Annotated in this window: 9 protein-coding genes; 1 reads left to right on the top strand and 8 read right to left on the bottom strand. The window is 39.7% G+C overall.

The window, feature by feature from the left end:
* Positions 1–15 precede the first annotated feature (15 nt).
* Together pheT and pheS are read right to left on the bottom strand one after the other, a co-directional pair.
* Positions 16–2,442 carry a phenylalanine--tRNA ligase subunit beta gene (pheT, locus tag PQO01_RS18005; RefSeq protein ID WP_274315570.1) on the bottom strand — a complete coding sequence of 809 codons (2,427 nt, stop codon included), beginning with the start codon at positions 2,440–2,442 and terminating at the stop codon, positions 16–18.
* Positions 2,443–2,454: 12 nt separating this feature from the next.
* Positions 2,455–3,477, bottom strand: a complete 1,023-nt coding sequence (gene pheS, locus PQO01_RS18000; RefSeq protein ID WP_274315567.1) for a phenylalanine--tRNA ligase subunit alpha — start codon at positions 3,475–3,477, stop codon at positions 2,455–2,457.
* 252 nt (positions 3,478–3,729) lie between these two features.
* On the opposite strand from pheS, the gene PQO01_RS17995 reads away from it, so the two are divergent.
* The gene (locus tag PQO01_RS17995) at positions 3,730–4,302 is read left to right on the top strand and encodes a rhomboid family intramembrane serine protease (RefSeq protein ID WP_274315566.1); all 573 of its coding nucleotides are present in this window, start codon (positions 3,730–3,732) and stop codon (positions 4,300–4,302) included.
* Here PQO01_RS17995 and PQO01_RS17990 read toward each other — a convergent pair.
* The 6 genes from PQO01_RS17990 to PQO01_RS17965 are packed head-to-tail and all read right to left on the bottom strand — an operon-like array spanning position 4,299 to position 22,037.
* Positions 4,299–6,806 (bottom strand): VWA domain-containing protein, encoded by a 2,508-nt coding sequence (locus PQO01_RS17990; RefSeq protein ID WP_274315565.1) that lies wholly within the window; start codon positions 6,804–6,806, stop codon positions 4,299–4,301. The two genes, PQO01_RS17995 and PQO01_RS17990, sit on opposite strands and share 4 nt — an antisense overlap.
* Positions 6,806–8,557: a vWA domain-containing protein gene (locus tag PQO01_RS17985; protein WP_274315564.1), complete on the bottom strand. Its 1,752-nt coding sequence runs from the start codon at positions 8,555–8,557 to the stop codon at positions 6,806–6,808. The genes PQO01_RS17990 and PQO01_RS17985 overlap by 1 nt, the downstream gene beginning before the upstream one ends.
* Positions 8,554–9,420, bottom strand: coding sequence for a DUF58 domain-containing protein (locus PQO01_RS17980; protein ID WP_274315562.1), 867 nt, complete (start codon positions 9,418–9,420; stop codon positions 8,554–8,556). The genes PQO01_RS17985 and PQO01_RS17980 overlap by 4 nt, the downstream gene beginning before the upstream one ends.
* 4 nt (positions 9,421–9,424) lie before the next feature.
* Positions 9,425–10,420 carry an AAA family ATPase gene (locus PQO01_RS17975; RefSeq protein WP_274315561.1) on the bottom strand — a complete coding sequence of 332 codons (996 nt, stop codon included), beginning with the start codon at positions 10,418–10,420 and terminating at the stop codon, positions 9,425–9,427.
* Between the two features lie 2 nt (positions 10,421–10,422).
* A complete protein-coding gene (locus PQO01_RS17970; RefSeq protein ID WP_274315560.1) occupies positions 10,423–11,964 on the bottom strand; it encodes a hypothetical protein in 1,542 nt (513 codons plus the stop codon).
* A gap of 11 nt (positions 11,965–11,975) precedes the next feature.
* Positions 11,976–22,037 carry a tetratricopeptide repeat protein gene (locus tag PQO01_RS17965; protein ID WP_274315559.1) on the bottom strand — a complete coding sequence of 3,354 codons (10,062 nt, stop codon included), beginning with the start codon at positions 22,035–22,037 and terminating at the stop codon, positions 11,976–11,978.
* Between the last annotated feature and the right edge of the window lie 85 nt (positions 22,038–22,122).

Below are 22,122 nucleotides of genomic sequence, written 5' to 3'. Positions count from 1 at the left end.
CCTTTTTGATAAGTCTTACTTCAGATCATCGGGTAGATTTGGGATCTCATATTTACCTTTGAGAATCGCTGCAACAACATTTTTCTGAAGTTGGTGAATCTCATCGTGAACCAGAGTATGATCCTTAGCTGCAAAATGCATGCGGAAGGAGACAGTTTTATCCTCTTCACGTTCATAGACTGAAAAAACCTCTACATCCAAAAGGCTCTTGCCTCCACCTTTGCGAATAAGGCCTTGGATATCGCCCGCTAAAGCCTGCTTAGGTGCTTGAACAGTGATGTCGAAGGGGACAGCTGGAAACTTTGATACTTGCTCATATTTAAGCTTACGCTTACTTTTAGCGAGTTCATCGAAGTTAACGCAGAAGAGGTAGGCATTGGATTTGATCTTATTCTTTGCAGCTACAGCAGGGTGTAGTTTAAAGATCTCAGCAAGAACAACGCGACCGCGACGGAATTGACAGGAGATTCCTGGGTGAACCCATTCAGGAGCATCCTTATAATCGCTTAATTGCCATGTGCTGATTCCAGCAACTTGAAGTAAATTGGCAATAGTTGATTTCAATTCATAAAAAGCTTCTGTCTGCAAATCTTTTTTACCCGCAGATTTAGGAACTAAAGCACCGGTAAATTGGTAGCGTTCGCTAGGTAAAAGCTCTTGCACCATCTGGCTAGTATCATAAACTCGGTTGAAGTCATATAGCTTCACAGAGTTGAAGTGCTTAAGGTTTTCAGAAACCGCTTTGATGATTTTTGGCATGTTGCTAGGCTTCATGTACTTGGCATCTTCACTCACAGGGTTCTGAAGAGTCATTAAACCTTCGGAGCTCAGTCCAAAAGCTTTGAGCTCATCATCGCCACACCAAGGGTGCGTCATGATTTCTGTGTAGCCGTAACCATTTGAAAGAATATCTTTCAGGCGGCGTTCAAGGATTCTCGCTTGATTAACTTGTGGAACTTTATCTTCGGTATGCAAAGCTTCGGGAGTAATGTTGTCGAAGCCATAGAGTCTACCAATTTCTTCCACAATATCTTCGGGAATAGCAATGTCTTTGGTATTTCTCCAAGAGGGGATTCCAAGTTTTAGATCACCTTCAATATCAAAACCTAGACGATTTAAGCGGTTGAGGATGAAATCTTTGCCGACTTCGCAACCAAGAGATTCTTCGATGAACTCGTAGCTCGTTTCGATTTGAGCTTCGGGATAGGCTTGAGTATAGAAGTCACCCATTCCACCAACTAACTCGGCATCGGGACAGAGCTCTTTGATAAGTTGCCAAATACGAGCAAGAGCTAAAGGTGTGTTTTCTGGATCTAAAGACTTTTCAAAGCGACTAGAAGAATCAGTTCTTATACCATGGCGAGTCGCTGAGCGGCGAACAGCAGATGCCTTGAAAGAGGCACACTCAATGAGGATTTCATTTGAGCTTTCATCAATGGCGCTAGAATCACCACCAATTACACCTGCTAAAGCTTCGGCTTGGCCACCAATGGCAATGACCATATCTTCTTCAGTCAAACTATAGTCGTTTTCATCAAGGGCTTTGAATGATTCGCCATTTTGTGCATGACGAACAATAAGGTCTTGGCCTTTGAGTTTAGCAATGTCAAAAGCGTGCATGGGCTGACCAAGCTCTAAGAGAATAAAGTTGGTTAGGTCAACAATATTATTGATTGTGTTGATTCCGGACTGATTCAAACGATCTTGGAGCCATTGTGGAGAATCACTTACGCTTACATTCTTCACTCTTAAAGATGAGTAGCGACGGCAATCATCGGCATCAATCTTAAGGCTAAAGCCATTATCTTTGAGCTCAAGATTTTCACCGGGGTAAGCTTTCAGATCTAAATCAAACATGGCACTGAATTCACGTGCGAAACCATAGTGGCCCCATAGGTCAGGACGGTGTGTTAATGATTTATTATCAATTTCAAAAATAATATCTTCAATACCTTGGTATTGTTCGAGTGTATTGAGGTAAGTACCTGCTGGGATAGAATCATCCATTTCGAGAATGCCCTCGGCACTATCGGCAAGTCCTAATTCAGCTTCTGAACAAAGCATACCAGTACTTTCGACACCGCGGATCTTGGCTTTTTTGATTTCGAGGATAGCTGGCTTACCTTCCTTGTCAGTGATCGGGAGCTTGGCACCTAAGTCAGCAAAAGGAACAGTTATACCAGGGCGACAATTGCTAGCACCGCAAACAATTGTGCGTTCTTCTGAACCCGTATCTATAGTCGCGAGTTGCAGTCTATCAGCTTCAGGGTGAGGCGCGCAAGATAAAACCTTAATGGCTTTGACTTGGGCAAGTGCTACGCCGACTTGTTCAACTTCTTCGACTTCTGCTACAGATAAGGAAATGAAGTCTCCGAGTTCTTGGGCACCACGCTCGAGTTTATAATCAACGAATTCTTGAATCCAGTTAAGTGAAAGTTTCATATTCTGGGTTCCTTATTTAAACTGTGAAGAAAAACGAAGATCACCGCTATGCAAATGGCGAATATCTTCAATTTTGTGGCGCATCATAACGAGGCGGTCGAGACCGAGACCAAAAGCAAAGCCAGTGTATTTTTCAGCGTCAATACCACCAGAGCGCAATACATTTGGGTGAACCATGCCACAGGGCATAAGCTCAAGCCAACCAGTTTGTTTACAGACTGAACAACCCTTACCATTACAAATTTGGCAATTGATATCAAGTTCAAAACCAGGTTCAACGAAAGGGAAAAAACCAGGACGTAAACGAACTTTGATGTCTTTTTGAAAGATCTCCGATAGCAAAGTCTTCATGGTATGAATCAAGTTTGCAACGGAAATATCTTCGTCTACAACCATGCCTTCGAGTTGGTGGAAAGCCGCTTCATGTGAAGCATCTAAACGCTCTACGCGAAAAACTTTACCTGGGCCCAAAATTTTAAAAGGTGGTTTGATGCGTTCCATGGCGCGAACTTGAATTGCAGAAGTATGTGTTCTAAGGATGGCACCATTCTCGAAGTAAAAAGTATCTTGCATATCGCGAGCAGGGTGATCTTCTGGAATATTAAGAGCTTCGAAATTATAGAAATCCAATTCGCAGTGAGGACCATCTTGAACTGTAAAGCCAAGACTAGTGAAGATGTCTTCAATTTCATACTGCATTTGAGAAACGGGGTGAAGTGCACCAATTTCTTGTGATTCTTCGTCGAGAGTAAAGTCTAACCATTCATTAGCAACTTTGGCATCGATTTGGGCACGAATAATTCCTTCGCGTCGATTCTCCATGACTTCCTGCATGGCATTTTTAGCTTTGTTGGCAGCTTGACCAACTTCAGATTTTTCTTCAGGGCTTAAATTGCGTAGGTTCTTGAGAATGCCAGTAAGCGGCCCCTTTTTTCCCATGTAAGCAGCTTTGATTTGCTCAAGCGCTTGAAGGTCGCCTTCAGCGTTCACTTTTTCGGTGAATTCAGCAACAATTTTGTTGATATCTTCGATCATTAAATTTGCTCAGATTAATTAAATTTATAAAGGCGGGAATATAATGCGATCTCCGCAAATAACTACAGATTTCCTAGTAAAACTCTTTTTTCTACTTGTGTGCATTAAAGGAGTAAAAAGTTTAGTGGAAACGGACTTCTTTTAATAGCGCTTATTTTAATGACAGATGAGTGTTCTTAGGAACTTTAGCTGATGTTGATAAATACTCGGTCAGATTTAAAGTATCTCATTAAACATTTGGAGGGAACTAAGATGGCAAAGATGAAATTTTGGGAGAGATTTAAAATCTCATTCCGTTGGGTCGCATCACTTTTAGTGTTCATGGGAGTCTTGGAATTCGCGAACCATTTGTCGCAGTACGCCTTGAGTGTGAATGGAGGTATAATTCCACGAGACCCCTCGCGTTTGTGGGCGATTTTTACAGCACCTTTTTTACATTTCTCTCCTGAGCATTACATACTCAACAGTATTTCATTTGCGATTCTGGGGGGCTTAGTTGTTTTAGAAGATCGCAGGATTTTTGTTAAACTGACTTTGTTCTCCTGTGTTTTTGCGGGGCTCGCAGTTTGGCTAGTGGGACGTCCTAATTCAGTTCATGCAGGATCGAGTTTATTGATTTTTTCTTACTTTGGTTTTGTCGTGGCGTCGGGGTGGTTTGCCAAGAATTGGAAATCATTTTTTCTGGCCATCTTAATCGGGATAATCTATGGGGGTATGGTCTTTGAGGCCTTGCCCACAAAAGAATTTATTTCTTGGGAGAGCCATTTATTTGGAATTATTTCTGGCGTACTCTTTGCAAAGATTTTGGGGAAGCGAAAAGTTTAAATCCTGCGGAATAGGGTGCTTAGAATTAAACTCATGATTGCGATCAGCGCAAAAATGTTGAGTGCGGGTTTTTGAGTTTTAATTTCTTCTCGGTCTGCAAAGGAAATGGGCTCACTAAAAGGTGCTAAACTATCAAAAACTTCAGGTTTAGCGGAGGCGAGTAAATATTCTTTTGGGTAGCTACTAATTTTTGTAATAGTTTTGAGGCGATTATTACTTTGATCGTGAAGACGAATGGTGAAGTTTTCATCTTTAGGCTTAGCAAAGCGACTTTGATAAGTTCCAAATCCAGTTTGTTGGATGGGAAGTTTCTGAATTTTACCATTATTATCCATGAGTGTCGCATCCCATGAGACATGATTCTCAGGCGTTCCATTTTCGTTACTCCGGTAAATAGCTAAGTTCATTTCCTTGTCATCATTTTGTAAATTAGTAATGAAACCTTGCGCGGATTTATTGCGTACAATCGAGCGTACAACTTGAGCCCAGAATTTACCGAAATCATTCCATTCTAGCCATTCACCAGCCCATAATTCGGTAGCATCCGAAGTGAAGGCAATCGATTGGCCAAGTCCATACCTACCTGAAGCCAGCAGGGGATCACCAGTTTCTGTGAGAAGTTGAACTTGAGCCGAAGCTTTGATTTTTGTCATCACGTAACCGAGTAGCAAAGGCGTTTCGTCTATATTAATACCCTGTAGGTAATCGGAATCATTAATTTTGATAGGCGAGAAAGGCTCTTCTTTAATAGCTGAGCGCGAAGCTTCCATAGTTTCCTTGGTGAAGATGCGCGGCATCTCTTCCGCATTATTGGTGACGTATGCACGACCATTGCCAATTTGAGCAATGGCAGCCATCAGGTCAACGGCTGCTCCTTGACCAAGAGATACGGTGGAGATCGTGACTCCCATTTGTGAAAGCTCAGAGCTGATACCTTCAAAATCACCACCCTGGCTCTGGCCATCACTTAAAATGATCATATGCTTGATTTTTGAACTTGAAACGCCAAGCATATCACGACCCATCAGCATAGCAGGATAAAGGTTAGTTCCACCTCCCGCACCAATGCCATCAATCTGTGATAGAACTTCACCCTTGTTGGCAGCCGAAGTCAGGTCTGTGACTAATTTAGCATTGCCATCAAAAGCGATGACACCAACTTGGTCGCGACTGGAAAGTAATTCGACGGCGGCTTTGGAGGCTTCGCGAGCCAAAACAATAGGCTGACCACTCATACTGCCAGATTTATCGATAATGAGCACGAGTCCTAAGGAAGGTTGCTCTTTTTCTTTTTCATATCGCGAGGTGACTGGCAAGACTTCTTCAATGGGGGTTTTGTAATAACCGCCAAGGCCAAAGCTATTTTCAGAACCCGTCATGATTAAACCACCACCAAATTCGGTGACGTATTTTCTGACATTATCCATTTGTCGAGCACTTAAATTTGTAGCATCAATATCGGCAAACATAATCGCATCGAATTCATTGAGGGCTTGTAATGAAGCGGGGAGGCCAAATTTACCGCGAACATCCATGCTAATCCCCTGTTTTTCGAGGGCTTTTTTAAGCTCCCGTAATTTTGTGGGTTTATTGTGCAGGGCAAGGACTTTCGCTTCTCCCTGCATGATTAGTGAACAACGTGCCGTATTGTTAATGGGGAAATAATCTTTCGGGGCAGAGATTTCTGCTTCCCAAATTCCACTCGTTGTTTCGTTACTAGTGACTTGGAAGTTTACCTTCTTTGGAGTGTCTTTTTCGAGTTCTAGATCCAGGGCATGTACAATGACTCCTTGTGAAACAAACTTCAGTTTCGCCTTGGTATCATAATTACTTAATACCGTAGCTGTCATCCTGACGACTTCTCCGCGATAGGCAATGGGCGTACTAGTCTTGAGCTCAGTGACAGAGACTTCTGGTTTTTGAATTTTCTTGAGTTCTTGGAAATTAATATTAATTTCTTCGGCTTTTAAGCTTTCAATTGAGGAGAATAATTTGTCTCCAGTTTCAATCCCATCGGAAAAGAGGCAGAGCTTTTTGATTTTGTTGGCGGGATACACCATTTTAACAAGTTCAAGGGCGGCGGCAATCGAAGATTGGCTCCGAAATTGGTCGTCAGAAAATTTACTGTCCCAATCTGTAAGTGTTTGTTTCAGTTCCTTGATGTTAGTTTTTTTGACTCCATTAGCGAACATGTACAGGGAGTGCGAGTCATTAGCTTTAAGAGAAGCAATATTTTTCTCAATGCTAAGTAAAGCTTTCTGAGCATCATCTAAATCAACTGACTGCGAAACATCGACTAGATAAACAATGTGTAGATCTTTAGATGAACTAGAGAAGTAGGGATGGCAAAGGGCAATGATCAGAAAAATGATTGCACTGATACGGAAAAAATTGGCGGCATAGCGCTTTTTGTTGGGGCGAGTGACAAGCGTGGTGAAGATGAAGTAGCCAAGAGGAATTAAAATTACTAGGCAGAGAAGCGGAGTGAAAGTTGTGAGCGTCATTAACCGAGTTTCCTTCTATGGTAGAGTATGGCTTCGCAAGTAATGAGAAGAAGGGCAAGAATGAGTAAAGCATCGCCCAAGGGGAAACTGGAATTGATGGCTTTTGCAGTTGATTTGCTGAATTTATTGTAAACATTGGATTCAAATTGATTGTTTAAAGAAACGGCAAATTGTTCTTCTTTTCCCGCTTTAGTTATTTTATAAAACCCTGCGTGATTGAATTTCACGAGACTTTGTGCGGCATCGAGTTCACCTTCAGGTCCCTGGATTTTTTGCATATTGGAAATTTCTAGAACATCGCCAGTAAGGTAGTTGGATTTTTCAATGGCATCGCGACCACTTAAATCATATGAGAGTGAGTAAATTAAAACGGGGAAGTAGATATTGAAGTAGAGCTCAGCTTTAGCAGGATCCATATTGACAATAATCGCAGTCGTACCATCCACAGTAGTTTTGTAGAGTAGAGGCACTTTATCTTCATTTTCTACAAGGATAATTGAATTAGCTGGGGCCGAAATGTTTTGTGCACCTTCGAAAGTGAGTGTATCTAGAGGACAGAATTTTATGGCGGGGTGATCGGGTAATAGAACTCTAGGAGAGATATTTTCGATAGCTTTTGCTTCTGTGTTCCAAAAGGGAGATTCTCCTTGAGGTGCAAAGATGATTTTTTTGACCCCAGTATTTTCGCCATTGGAGGAAATGCTGATTTCAGGAGATTGAGAGACGGCTTTCATCGTTTGTCCGGCCTGGTGAAAAGCATCGACACAGCGCTTGAAAAACGCATGATTCTTGTTCAAATCTAACTGAATACGGACGGGGCTAGGAGGATTAAGCTGTGCAAAAGCTAAGTTATCAATTGCGAGGGCATCGTTAATCTCAAGTTTCAGAAACCATGCTCCCGTTCTTTCATCTGATAGTGACATGACTTTTGCTTCACTGAGGCCGGGCTCTACAGAGAGTGGAATAATTTTTACGAGTTGATTAGGATCTTCATGTGCGAGATGAAGTTCGATTTCTTGGATTTGCTCAAAGCTACTGGAAAGCTGAAAGAAGATGGCAAGTTGATTATTGTCTCCAGGGATTTGTCTAATGTCGAAAGCTGTGATGCCAATGTTTTCTAGTTGGCTTCCTAGCTTTAGGAGTTCCAGGTGCTCAACTTGCTCTGATCCTTGGAAACAGCTATCAGAAATAAAGATAAAACGAGAATCGGCGATGATATTTTTATTCTTGGCGATGGCATTGAGTTCTTGGGGGTTTAAGGGCTTTTGGCTTTGTTGAATAGATTCAATACCTTTGATCAAACTGCGTCGATTACTACTGGAGTCCACATTAATCTGCAGAGAGTCAGAAATGGAACAGATTAGGGCCGTTTGTGATGATGAAAGACTTTTGACTATATTGATGGCTTGTTGCTTAGCTAATTCCAAACGGCTAGATTTGTTTTCAAGGCTCGCCATACTTGCGCTATTATCAATGATAATCACGAGCTTATTATTCTCGTCATCAAAAGTAAAAGAGGGTTTAGCCATGGCTAAAATAATTGCTGAAAACGCAAGGATTAAGATGAGGAGGCTAATGAGATCCCGCATATTTTTGAATAAACCATTTTGCTTTTTTTCTTCAAAAATTTGATTCCACAAAAAGAGAGCAGAAGTCGACTTCTTTTCGGGACGAACTTTAAAGAAATAGAGGGCAATGAGAGGAATGAGTGCTAAGAAAGCCCAAAGTGCCGCAGGGTTTAAAAAAGTCATGCGACGAGGCCTCCGCGTCGTAAAATACTTTGAATCACGGTTTCGAAGGGAGTCTCGGTAGTCGTTTGAATAAGTCCAATACCAGATTTAGCGCAGTCGTTTTTGAGGTCTTCATTCCAAGCAGCGACAAGTTGATTGAATTTTGCGGCTTCCGCAGGACTAACGGTCACTTTTTTGAGGGCTTTAGTTTCGACACATTCGAGTTCGAGGTCACCCCGTAAATTACAATCGAGTTCGCTGGGATCGAGCACTTGAATACAGAATACATCATTCTTTGACCAACGTAGTAAGTCGAGAGCTTTTTTGTAACCTTCTTCGACAAGGAAATCAGAGATGACGACACAGACTGAAGGGCGTTTAAGTTTTGCCTGTAAAGTCTTGATGGAACTCAAAAACTTGGTGTCTTGGCCAAATAGAGTGCAGTCCTCTAAACTTTTGAGCATGGGAAAAATTTTACTTTTGCCATGACTCGGTTTTAAAACCGTTTGCAGTGAATCAGCCATGCCATAAACTGTGAGTCGATCAGTATTGCTTAAGGCAATATATGAAAGCGCTGCAGTGAGCTGTTTGGCATAGAGTTGCTTCGATGCCATAGAGTGACTGAGGTCAACTAAGATGTTGATCTGCACATCTTCTTCAAGTTCAAAGAGTTTAATTACCAATTGTTCGAGTCGAGCGGCAATATTCCAGTCAATATTACGCAGGTCATCGCCCTGATTGTATTCTTGATAATCAGCAAAAGTCGTACCACTTCCCTTTTTATTACTCTTGCGATCCGCCTTGAGTTCTCCATTGAGAACCTTGCGTGCCAAGAGTGCCAGCATTTCTAAACGCTTGATAAATTGTGGGTCAGTTAATAACATCTTATTAATTGAGCAACTGGATAATATCTTTAATAATTTGCTCGGTAGTTATGCCTTCGGCTTCGCCTTCGAAACTCAGTAACATTCTGTGTCTCATTGCGGGGATCGCAACCGCATTAATATCTTCTTTAGCGACGTGATATCGGCCAGCAATGAGGGCGTGAATTCGCGCTGCAAGAAGAATAGCTTGAGCTGCACGTGGCGAGACGCCATAACGAATGTATTGCTTGACAACATTAGGGGATTCGTCCTTTTCTGGATGAGTCGAAATGGCAAGTTTAATGAGGTAGTTTTTGATGTCCTCAGCAATAGGAACTTGGCAAGCAGTCTTACCCATTTCAATTATGCGTTCGCCATTGGTGATGGCTTTGATCTCTGGACGAGTTAGTCCCGTAGTACGATCTAGGATTTGAGAAAACTCATCGTGATTGGGCATTTTGACATCAAGTTTGAAAAAGAAGCGGTCCAATTGAGCTTCGGGTAGGGGGTAAGTGCCATCCATTTCAAGTGGGTTTTGTGTGGCTAACACAAAATAGGGTTTATCGAGAATGTGGGTTTTGTTAGCAACAGTGACAGTTTTTTCCTGCATAGTCTCGAGGAGTGCCGATTGAGTTTTTGGTGTCGCACGGTTGATTTCATCTGCTAAGAGGATGTTGGTGAAAACGGGGCCTTTTTGAAACTCAAATATTTTTTCTCCATCGCGCTCTACGAGAATGTTGGTACCTAAAATATCGGCGGGCAAGAGGTCTGGGGTAAACTGAATGCGTTTTGAATCCAAGTGAATAGCTTTTGAAATGGTGTTGACTAAAGCCGTTTTACCGAGTCCTGGGACACCCTCAAGTAAGACGTGGCCACCTGCAATAATAGAAATGAGCACGTGGTTGACGACTTCATCTTGACCCACAATGAATTTGCTGATTTCATCTTTTAGAGCCGTGAAAGTACTTCTAAATTCATTTACCTCTTTTTCTACTAGCTCGTTCTCATGACTGACTGACATAATTACTCCTCTTCTTTATGAATTTTTTTAAAGTACTCTTTAACGCCGGATTTCATGGCTTCAGGGACATTCTCTTGTTCAATGAATGATTCCATTTGACGTTTATATTCGATTTGGCGACCCGTCGAATCTTGAGACCTCGACACTCCCGCACCACTACTGGCTTGCTCAATTTGAGTCAGGGAACTTCCCTCTCCTTGTTGGCCTTTGATTTGTGTATCGTAAGCGGGGTCAATGTTTTGCTTTGTTTCATTTGTTGAGTTATCGCTACTGGAACCGATTCCTTTTGCTAAAGCCATAGATGAACTCATACCATTGATTTTAGCCTGAGACATAGCTAATGCCTGTTGCATTTTATCGAGCTTTGCTAGAAAGAGATTTTTGGTTTCATTTTCATTTAGTTTATCGCAGAGTTTAAGGACGGCATCTTTCATTTCACCACTGCATTCCTTAGCTTCACTCATATTACATTGTGACGGATTTTTACAGATATTACTAGAAAGCTTTTCACTGAGCTTTGCCATTTTGCTAATATCCATCTTCATTTGGCTATTGTTGGCTTTTAGATTCTCTGCGGCATTTTGCATTTTTTGACTCATATTCTTCATTTCATTAGCCAATTTCTGGGCCTCTTTAGAAGCTTGCTTTTCCGAAGAGTTCTTTAGGGCTTCTTGGAGTTTTTTCATTTTGTCTTTAAGTTCTTTAGCCGCATCTTTGTATTGCTGTTTAGCAAACATTTGTCCCATTTTATTTGTGGCGCGATTTTTCTCGAGTTCTCGTGAAATCTCATCGAGTAATTTTTTGTCTTGACGCATGTTCATCTTGTCATTTTGAGTCGAGATTTCTTTCTCGAGTTTGGCGTATTGACGTAAAGCTTCGAGCTTATTTTCACTTGCCTCAATATTTTTTAAGACTTGTTTGATCTTACTCGATTTAAAGAGCTCGCGCTCTTCTTCAGTCATTTTTTCTTCGAGTTCCTCGATTGTTTTTTCGAGTTCTTTTTTATTGCTTTGAGTCGTTTCCAAAGTGGCTTTTGCTAAGGCTTTTTCTTGCTTGAGTTCATCTGAATCATCAAAGGAGCAGAGGATCAAAGTCGCGACTAGAAAAACAGCAGCTAAGCTCAAACTCTTTCTGGAGTATTTGATGGGGATGAGTTCGATATTTTGTTGATTACAAAGCTCGGAAGTCTGCTTGAGTTGCAAATCATAGAATTGTTTTTGAGTTTGATCTGAATCGCTGCGCTTCATGAAATCTAAATTGGAAACAAGAGCATTTTTAAGTTTAAAAAAGGCATCTGCATAAATGGCTGCGGCAACTTTATTGGGAGCCTTGGAGAAGGTGATGAAGAGATAGGCCACGATCGCTACAATGAGAGGCAAGATTAAGCTAGATTTATCTACTTTTTGTCCTTGGCTACAGAAGTAAAGAGAGATAATGAGCCAAGCACAGCTTAAAGCTAGCAATACTGGCCCCAGTAAAGAGGCTAGGCGTGCTTTAAGTAACCTGGCCTTTACTAGCTCTAAAAAATGGTTTATCTCATTCATAATTCACCTAATTACTTAAGTTTGAGTCTGTTCTTTAATCGAACAATTTCGTTTTTACGCTTTTTAAACATGAGCTTACATGCGGGAGAGTCAATAACTTTGACTTGGCTTTGAGTTAAATTATCTGCATTAATCCTTGGATTCCATTCATTTAGCTTATTGAGGATTTTATAGAGTTCATATTCACTGAAGCGCTTTTGGTATTTTGGAGTCATTTTATTCAGCCATAGTAAGGCTTCTTCCGGCTTATCCTCTAAGGTGCTACTAACAGAAAGGAGCTGCAGTAAAGATGCGAAATGGTAAGGGTGATCATTTGATTTCAGCATCGCCTCAGCAAGAGCTTTCAATTGTTGCCATTCATTAGGAGTCGCTACTTTGATTTTACCCTCAGTAATTTCCTTGACTAGCATGGTGGAAATCTCCTGTAAGTAGGAATGACAAGAGTTTTTGATAGTGCGATCACGATTGGCAAGTTGATTGATTTTAATGCAGGTTTCTTCAGCGGCTTTGAATTGATTAGTTTGAATAAGTTCTCGTATGTAAAGTGAATAGGCGACGCGATAATGATGCTTATGTTGCTTCATGATCTCTTCGAGTTTTTGGCTTTTGATAAAACTGATGACGTCATCTTTTGCGACTTCACGTCCTTTGCTGCGAAGCATCAATAAGAGAGCAATGGACTGTTTGATTTTGGTTTGAGTAAATTGTGTTTTACTAAAGTCTATTGCGACTTGATCCAATTTACTTCCAGAACCTTGAGTATGATTGTAACGGTAAAAAGAAAAGTCTTTTCGGATTAATTTCGACTCATTGTAGTAGATGGCTTGGGCTAAGAGTTTGAGCTCAGGGGAAGCTAGTTTTTCTATGCTAGCCGTGAAATAAGGATCGTGCTCTTTGCTCGGGAGAAAACACCTAGTTAGACTATCGAAGAGTTTTATTTTTTGCCAATTTGCCGAAAATAAATCCGCAAATTCTTGGTGTTTACCATGATAAATCAAACTCAGGTAGCTTTCTTTAAGGCTCAAGATATTCTCTGGGTTTTCATAGCTTTGATTAAGTCGGATTTTAATATCTCGTAGTAAAATCTGATTGAGTATAGCTTTATTGGAGCCGAGATCAGGCTGTTCTTTACTGAGTTTCAATAAGTTATTTAAAGTACTTTCGTGCTCTCCTACGGGCGAGTAATGCATAGCGAGCATAAGTAGCTCATGAAAGGCATTATTTTTAACATGGCTATCGGCACTGCTCTGTTTAAAAAGTGGGATGATACTATCGATAATAATTGGGCACTGCTTAAAGCTTGAGTAGTTATTGTAGTAGGCTTTTAAGCGCTCATGGGCAAGTATTTCAGTATCAGCAAAATAATTCTGATAAAACTCTACAAAACTATCAGGACATTTTTCTGCTTTATCATTTAGAGCTTTTTTGTAGATTAAGTTAACCTCTAGTTCTCGTAGCCAATCGGGTTTATTATTTAGGTTCGCTAAATAAGTAATATTGGCATCTAATTTCTTGTTATCCAGACGACTGAGGAAGCTATTCATTTTGCTTGAAGATGAAGTCTTATAATCTGCAATGAGCTTGTAAGCTAGGTCAATGGTAAGTTCGAAAGGATTGGCATCAGCAATTTTTTTATTTGCCCTGTATTGCTGATCGATCAGTTGCCAGAGTTTGTAGCCATTATTACTTTTTGCGACGATCGCAGCGAACTCAGGAGAAAAACTCTTTAAGTCAGAGAGCTTTTTAATATTTCGAGAGAGCTGATTCGATATATCTTGTACGGCGCGTGAGCGACTTTCTTCACTTGGGAAAATAATTGAAAATTGACTATTCTCTAGAGAAATGTATTGGCTCTTGTTTTTGTTGATAAGAGTGGCTTGCTCGGGCACTTTTTCATTATATAACTTAGAAAAAATATTGAGGCATTGAATCAGGTCATGGCTTCGAAGATTATCAAAATAAGCATCTGAGAAAGTTTTTAACCATTCATTTGTGGCCTTTTCTCCCTCTAGTTGATTCTTTAAAATGTATGTGGTGAAAAACATGTGCTCAACATCACGAGCATGATCACAGATGGGAGATAATTTCTCACCGAGCATGATGAGCTTTTTGGCTTTGATTTCAAAATCTTCTTCGTAAGTAGGGCTTTTAAGTGATTGATCATAAGCCGACGAGATAGCTTCAACTAAATTTTCTGCTTGATAATCATAATCTTCATCCATACTAGCTTTTTTGATCTTAGTAGCGACTTCTTCTATGTCGCCTTGAGTCATGATGGCTAGACCTGCAAAGAGATAATTTGCGTAACTCGCATTTTTCTGATTGTTATCTGAGTAGATAATGGGAAGAGGATCGGTAGAATCAAAAAGTTCGGCATTAAACTTTTCGACAAACTTTTTAGTTTTATCACTGCTGTTGAATATTTCGATTAATTTTTTTCTTGCGACCTTATTTTGTAGTTTAAGACCTTCGAATTTTTTGACGAGTTCCAACTGCAAATCTTTGTTTTTAGAAGCAAAAGCATAATAAACTCGAGCTAAATATGCGAGTTCTTTATCTTCTAGAGAGAGGAAGTACTTTTCGATTTTGTCATCAATTTTTAAATTGCGGAGGCCATTCCAGAAATTACTCGGAGAGTCCATAAGTATTAAATTGTCTTTACTAATTTGACTCGCTTCTTCGATATGATCATTTAGGATGAGGATCCAAATTGTTTCGAATCTATTTTTAAGGCGAAGTTCACTTTTATTTAGGTAGCTTTTGGCTTTAGCTTCTTCATCAATTTTAAAGAAAGTGTAAAAGAGAGTTAACAAGTTTTCGTTGTAAGAATTATGATGACCATGAAATGAGCTAGGATCATTCCTAGCATGAAACTCAGTTAATGAAACCACTTGTTTGGCGGCTTTTTTCCAATTTTCATTTTTATTTTTAATGAGGAAAAGACGATCAAGTAACTGTTCATAGTAGTAGTTGTGCTCAGTATTCTTACTTTGACTCGCTAAATCACAAACCTGGTAAAAGAGTTTGTTTTGTGCATCAGATTCAGCCGCATTATTGAGGGTGTTGAAAAGGACTTTATGCATTGAAATGAAACGAATACTCAAGTTCACTTTATCATTTTTCAAGTATTCGGAGTAATGATTTATTAAGTCATTCGGGACATTGGTTTTATTGTCCTTTTTATACTGACCTAAGTAAGAACTTACTAAAATAAGCTCAGTGTTATTTTTATAAGTATCATGATTCTTTAAATAGTTTTCTAGCTTCTGTAACTCAGCTCCAGAAGATTGTCGTAAGGCATTTCCTAAAAGACAGGTGAAGGGGATTTCGATATCTTGAGCTAAGTCATCATTATCTAAAAGCTCTTTGATTGAAAGGAAATTAGCTTCGGCCTTTGTTTTTGAGTCGGGGCGATATTTATCATATAGTGCCCGAACGGTTTGAGTATAGAGCTGCTGAATAGCTTCTTGGCGATCATGCTTATTACGACGGTTAAATTTGACTGAAGAAATGACTGATTTTAAAAAGCGAAGTTTTAAAACGCTATAGGAATCGTCATTGCGAACTTCATTAAACAGATGCTCAGACATGGAGTTGCCACCATAAAATTGTGAGCTTTGACGCAATTGGAATTTACGCAATTGCTTGAGGCTGTGCTCCCACAATTCCTGAGATTTTTTATAATCTTTTTTAAGGGTTTCATTAATGAGCAGACCCGCATCTTGCGTATAATTGTAGTAATCATTCCCAACTTTTCTCTTGAGGAATTCACTAAGCTTATCTCCAGAATGACTAGATTGATAATTTTGTTCAAAATCACGGAATGCCCCTGTGACACTAGATATTTTATTTTTGTAGGGGTACTGCTTCATCAAGCCTTCTAAGGAGCTTAAGAATTTTTCTTGTTTGTCTTTCGGTAATTGTTTAAACGCGCTTAATTGTGTATCTAAAAAAGTATAAACTTTCGCGGCATCATTATTTTCTAGTAAAACGACTAAGTACTGGATACCGAAAGTCTGTTTCTCTTCTTTTTTGAGTTTGGCGAGGTAAGATTTTTTCAGTTGGCTATTGTTTTTTGTGTTGTAGGTAACTTCTCTGAGGATGGAGCTTTTTTCTCGTGCTTTTGGAAGTTCGATAGCATCAAAATTTGCTAAGTCCGCAAATAAAGGAGTCACTTTTATGTCGTCATATAGATCATTGTTTTTTCGGAAGATATTACTCAGGGAATAGGATAGGTTTGAGTTGCGAAATAGGATCTCATTTTGCGAGATTTTATGCTTGTTAAGCATTTGGATAAGCTGAATTGTATAGGCTAATTTTGAATTGATGCACTCACCAAAGACTTTGCCCATAGACGAAGAAAGAATGTGATTCATGGGGTTATGTCTATTGGCATCACTTTGTTTGGGGAGTTTTTCGATAGCTTCTTGATAGGCAGCGGCCATTTGGTCAAAAAAGTTTGCGAGCAATTCCGGCTTGTTATTGATTAGTGCTTTCGTCCAAGTTCCCAAATACGACATGTCCTTACCGTGAATCATGGTAGAATTTAAATCACTTTTAAATTGACTCATAATGAGAGGGGTAATATCAGCGTCAAGTTTACGACTTTCATGAGCATTGATTAAAACTTTGCATGCTTTGAATTGAAAATCATCTTTATTATCTTTAAGGAATTTTTCTCCTGTAGCGATAAAATCTTTGGGCTCACATTCATACAGAGGCTTACTCTTTTCAATTTTTTCTTTAATGCGAGTGCCCAAGAAATTTAAGCCCTTAATGAAGTCTTTTTCATCTTCAAATAAAGAATGAGTCATGACATGATGTACATATACATCTTCAGCAGACTTAGCTTCGATTTGCATGTTATTGACGTAGAAGGATTGTGTATGTGACTGATAATATTGATTGTCACTGGAGCTAGTTAGAACTTGCTTTGCAAGAAGGAAGCTGTTTTCAGATTTCAATCGACCCTGACTGATCAAGTATTCCAAACGTCCAAAGGCGTAAGAAGAGGTGCTTGGGAATTTGAGTGCGACTTTACACATTTCAATATAAGATTTTTCCCGTTTGATCAAAACAGCTTTAGCTTTTTCTTTATTTTTCGAACGTCCGACGGTTTGTTTTTGGTCGAACATATGAGGAAGCTGGAATTCATTGGTATGGACACTGTTTTCCATTTGGCTCAAAATATTATTGATCCAGTACTGATCTTGATTAGCGCTGACCTTACTCTCTTTCAAGATGTCGACAATGATCGGGTAAATATCATAAATGCTAGCTTTGTTATACATGGAGCTGATAATTGAACTAATGACTGGACCAATGAAGTTAATGTTTTTTCCCGTGGCCTTTAAAAAGTGAACTTTTGCCAATTGTGGATCTTTCTCAGCAATGAGGAAGGCTAGCCTTAAATTTGCCGCTTTACTATCTTTGTTTTTCTCTAGAACAGTTTGGTAATCTTGTATAGCTTTATCAGATTCTTTTAGCAGTTCGTGGGCAAGCGCACGCTCAAGTAGAGTTCGAGAAAAAGTGTCATTCTGTTGTGGGCTTAAAAGTTGGGTGAATTTTGTTGCCATGCGCTTTTCTAAGATTAAACGCATAAGGTTCTTGAGTTGCCAAGAACTATTGCCCATTCTTTGAGTGCTATAATTGAGCTCGCTTTTGGCGAGTTTGCGGAATTCTCTTACAGCAAATGCTAGGGCTTTGTCTTCTTCACCTTTCTTAAAGAGTTCGCGAACTTTTTGTGTGGGATCCACATTGCGTCGACTAGAAGAAAACCCAGAGCTGGACACAGTTGAGCTCGTCCGACTAGTCGCTTTATCAATTTCTTTATCCAGCGTGTCTGCAAGTTTATTAAAACCTAAATTATCGAGAGAAGAGGCGAGCTCACCTTTTTCTTGAATACTTAATCGTAGGGCAATAAGGCGTTCAGCGGCGAGTTTGGCTTGCTCATTTAATTCATCGTTTTCACTAAGTTCGATATAATAAACGAGGGCACCATTAACGAGCTTATGCTCACTTTTCTTTGAGCATAATTTTCGTGCTTGCGTTAGTTGCTCAACCACTTCTTTAATTTGTTCGTGTTTGCCTTGCCAGCCAGCGATCAGCAAGCTTTGATCCAAAGATTTATTGTCTTTAGCGAGTGAGTTAATTATATCCTTTGCAGTTTTCTCATCTTCGCAATAATCGGCAATAAATAAACGGCTTGCGGGAGACTTTATACGAGAAATCTCTTTTGATAAAAGTTCTCTATCAATTGGTTCATTGCGATTATAATAGTTGTTTTCACTAAATGTCTGTCGTAAGAAAGGGCTGATGAGTCGCCCTTTATTTGGCGGGAATTTGATTGGTGCGATAATTGCTTGTTGACGCCCCCGACCATATTGATGTCCAAAGTAATAAGGGTTCACCACTTGGCCATTGCTATTTTTATATGACTCATCTTCGTGATTGATAACGATGATCATGGAGGCATAATCTTTGATCTTCACAAGAGCACGAATGATTTGATAATGACCCCAAGAATTCTTTTTTGGATCTTGGGCAAGGTAAGTGTCTAGCATGAGTTTTTTAAGTTTGTTCATGCTTTCTTCGTCTAAGCCTTCTATGAGTAGGGTGCTAGCAATACGGCTACTACTAAGTTTAGCAGGATCGCGCTGCAGCAGAGTGTCGATGGCAAATTTTAGATACTTCGCATCGATTTTCAGTTTTTTATTAGCAGCATTTATGGTCATGTTGACTGCTAGGAGAGTGTTATGATTCTTTACTCTTTGGTAGTGCTTATTAAAATCCTCTAAAGTGCGGATTTGGATACTGAACATATAGGCATAGAGGGCTTCAAAAGTTTTGTCTCCTTTATAGAGATCAGCAAAATCTTCCCAGAGTTTAAGCTGATTTCTTTGACGATTACGTTGATTAAAAACAGTTAATTTGAGTTTTGCATACTTTACCCCTAAACTTTCGAGCTTTTGTACGACCTCATCTTGCTCCTCGGCTTCCAATGTCAAATAGATTGTCGATAAGTGAGGAAGAATGAAGGGTTCAATTTCGCTTAACTTTTGTGGCATGGGAAAAGTTTGTGCACTAGCAAAAGGCGACATCATAAAAGACCTGCCGTGACCTTGTTGTTTATATGAATAAGCTCGGTGAGTACTGTTGCTGTTTTTAATGAGATCGATAGCGTCAGGAGGTAAGTATTCTGCGAGCTCTTTATAATAGGAATTAGGATTGTGGATATGAATGGAGGGAGTGTTTGAACTAGCCTTTTTGAGGGGGATGACTTCTTTTGTAGCATTAAGTACATTCATGTAAGCATAGGCAGTCTCTTTGTTGAGTTCCTGTTCTTCCATGGCAATGGCATATAAAAAAGAGATGCGATAATCCTCTGGGTACTGAAGTAGGTATGGGGCAATGAACTTGCGTGTTTTTTCCGAACGGATTTTAATGAGTGAAATCGCCGTTTTTATCACATCTTCTACCGGCATATTTTTGCCACCAGAATTTTCAATGACTTGTTCAAAAGCGAGGTCTTCTTCACCATTGCGCATGTAAAACTGCACAAGTAATGACTTTTGACTTTGTTTTTTATCTAAACTAATGATTTTCTTAATGCTTTCTAAGGCGCGATCATATTGTCCTTCTTCCTCTTCAATACGTGCAATTTCTTTGAGTAGGTTGATGTCGTTGGGTTTGATCTCTATAGCTTTCAGCAAAAACTTTCTTCTGTCTTCATAATAGCCTGAATGGCGATGCAACTCGGCGAGTGCTAAGGGAGGAAAGATACTCTTTGGGTTGTTCTCTAGTCGACTCTGCAGTTTTTGAGTAAGTTCTCCAACACTGTCGTCGCTCTGAGATAGTTGAATGATTGAGCGTACCAAGGCGAGTTTTTCTCCGAGGTCTTCACTTTTATTCGCCATGCGCCAATAGACGCTCTTGGCACTTTTGTTTTTTCCTGCGGCACTTAAGTCTTGTGCTAAAAGGCGCGGTAAAGTTTTATTGTCGGGGAATTTGAACATGGCTTTTTTGAGGACTTCTGCCGATTTTTCATAATCCATCTGCTTGCGATAAATAGCAGCTTCCTGGATGTAGGGATTAGTGGAGCTCGCCGAAGTTTTTTTCCATATGGCAATCCATTTTAAGGCATCGTCATTTTTATCTGCTTGCAGTGATAAGGAAACCAATTCCTTGATTCGATTAGCCTTGTGCTTGGACGATAGTTGAGTGATGCTGGTAAGTGTAGCAATCGCTTGTTCCCATTCGCGATTCTTTTTGCTTAAATAAAGTGAATGTTCCAGAAAGAGTTCATGCTTTGGATCTTGTTTGAGTTTGTTTTCAACAAGTTCAAATGCGGAGTCAATCTCTCCCATTTGATCGTAAATTGTCGACAGTAAAATGGTTTCTTTGTCACTGCTATGGTCCTTGTTCTCTAGCTCTTCTTGAACTTGTTCCAATTTATTGGCTTTCTTAGCAGCGAAAATAATATTATTACAGGCCTTGGTGATATCCTTAATTGTCGAAGCAGAATTCAACATCAATGTCGCAGCTTTATCAGCTACTTCGCTATTTTTAAGACCATTTGCCGCAGCAAGTAGTATTTCATTGTATTTGTAATCATTTTTGAAATTCTCATGCTGCTTCATCAAGATCTTAAAAGCGCTTTCTCTTTCTTTTAGAGTATTGAGGGTGCTGATCAGGCGTTGGATATCGTTGATTTGATCGGTTTTAGCTAAGTCGCTGTATGCCTTGAGGGCGGCTTCTTTTTCGTCGAGTTCATAGAGATTGAGCGCATGTAACATGCGCCCTTCGCGACTTTCAGGGTATTTTGCGATGAGCGCAATATAGGTTTTTTTAGCTTCTTCTTTAAGTTCAAAGTTGCGCAATAAATTTGCGGCGCGCATATAGGAATACTCCGATTCCAAATCTTTATTTATATAAACAAAAAGTGAAGCCGAACACTGCTTATTATTTTTGAGTTCATGATAAAGTTTGGCCTGGCTAATGTATAGCTCTTTGTCATCTGGGTACTGTTTGATCAGAGCTTGTGTGAGTTCGAGGGCTTCTTTGAATTTTTTTGCTTTACTGAGCTGTTGAGCATAAATTTCCTTGTTCTCTTTACTCATGGGAGTGAGTTTGACGATATCTTGATAAGCTTTTAAAGATTTGTCTTTTTCACCGAGCTCATACAAGATTGTGGCCTGACGCTTAAGGATCTCGATGTTATTACTTTTATCTTTAATGATTTTATTATAGTATTCTGCTAAACCATGCAAGTTATCTTCTGAGCGAAAAACCTGTTCGATTTGAGAAAGAATTTCCTTCTCCAACCAAGAGCCTGTACCAATACTTTCTAGAGTCTCGGTATATTTTTTTAAAGCTTCATTCTTATTGCCCTGAGTTCTGTAGATATCACCCAGTCGCAAAGTGAGGGTGACCTTTTTATGTGTGTCTTTACTCTTTTCTAAGAGCTTGTCAATTTGAGCTCGAGCTTCAGCAAATAAGCCTTCATCAATCATCAGCTCAATGACTTCTTCCAATAGGTCTTCATCACCACTTTTTTCGGCCATCTCGAGCCATACTTTTAACCCCAGCTCTTTTTTTTCATCACGGATATAAATTTTGCCTAGAAGTTTGTTGATCTGAATACTCAACTTCTCTTTGTCAGATATCTCACTAGCTAGTTTGAGGTCGGCAATTGCTTTCTCAAATTCTAATGTGCCCATTTGGAGTTTAGCACGACGAAATAAAAGCGACGCGGAACTTTGGGTAGAAATGATGTCGTTGTAAATATCTAGAGCTTCGTGATTGCTACCCTCGGCTTCTAGGTAATAAGCTTTGATTTGTCGGTAAATCGGCTCTTTCGTTTCGGCGAACTTCTCATCTAAAAATTTCTCTAGGTCGCTTCCCGTAGCATTTTCGAGCCAAGAACTATAAAATTTATCAAAGAGATAATCCGAACTAGGTCGTTTAATGAGAATGGATAAGTACTTATCCGTTTTTGATGAACGTTCTGCTTGAAGGCTAGAACTAATAAATAAGGCAATAAATAAAGCGTAAAATGTCGATCTAAAATCCATGATAGTGACTCCCTTTGTGTTATAATCTCCCGAACACGCTGGATTAATAATATATTTATTTGTGAAAATTTACCAATGATTTTCT

Source organism: Lentisphaera marina, from assembly GCF_028745505.1.
Lineage (GTDB): Bacteria > Verrucomicrobiota > Lentisphaeria > Lentisphaerales > Lentisphaeraceae > Lentisphaera > Lentisphaera marina.
This window is presented reverse-complemented; position numbering and strand designations above follow the sequence as displayed.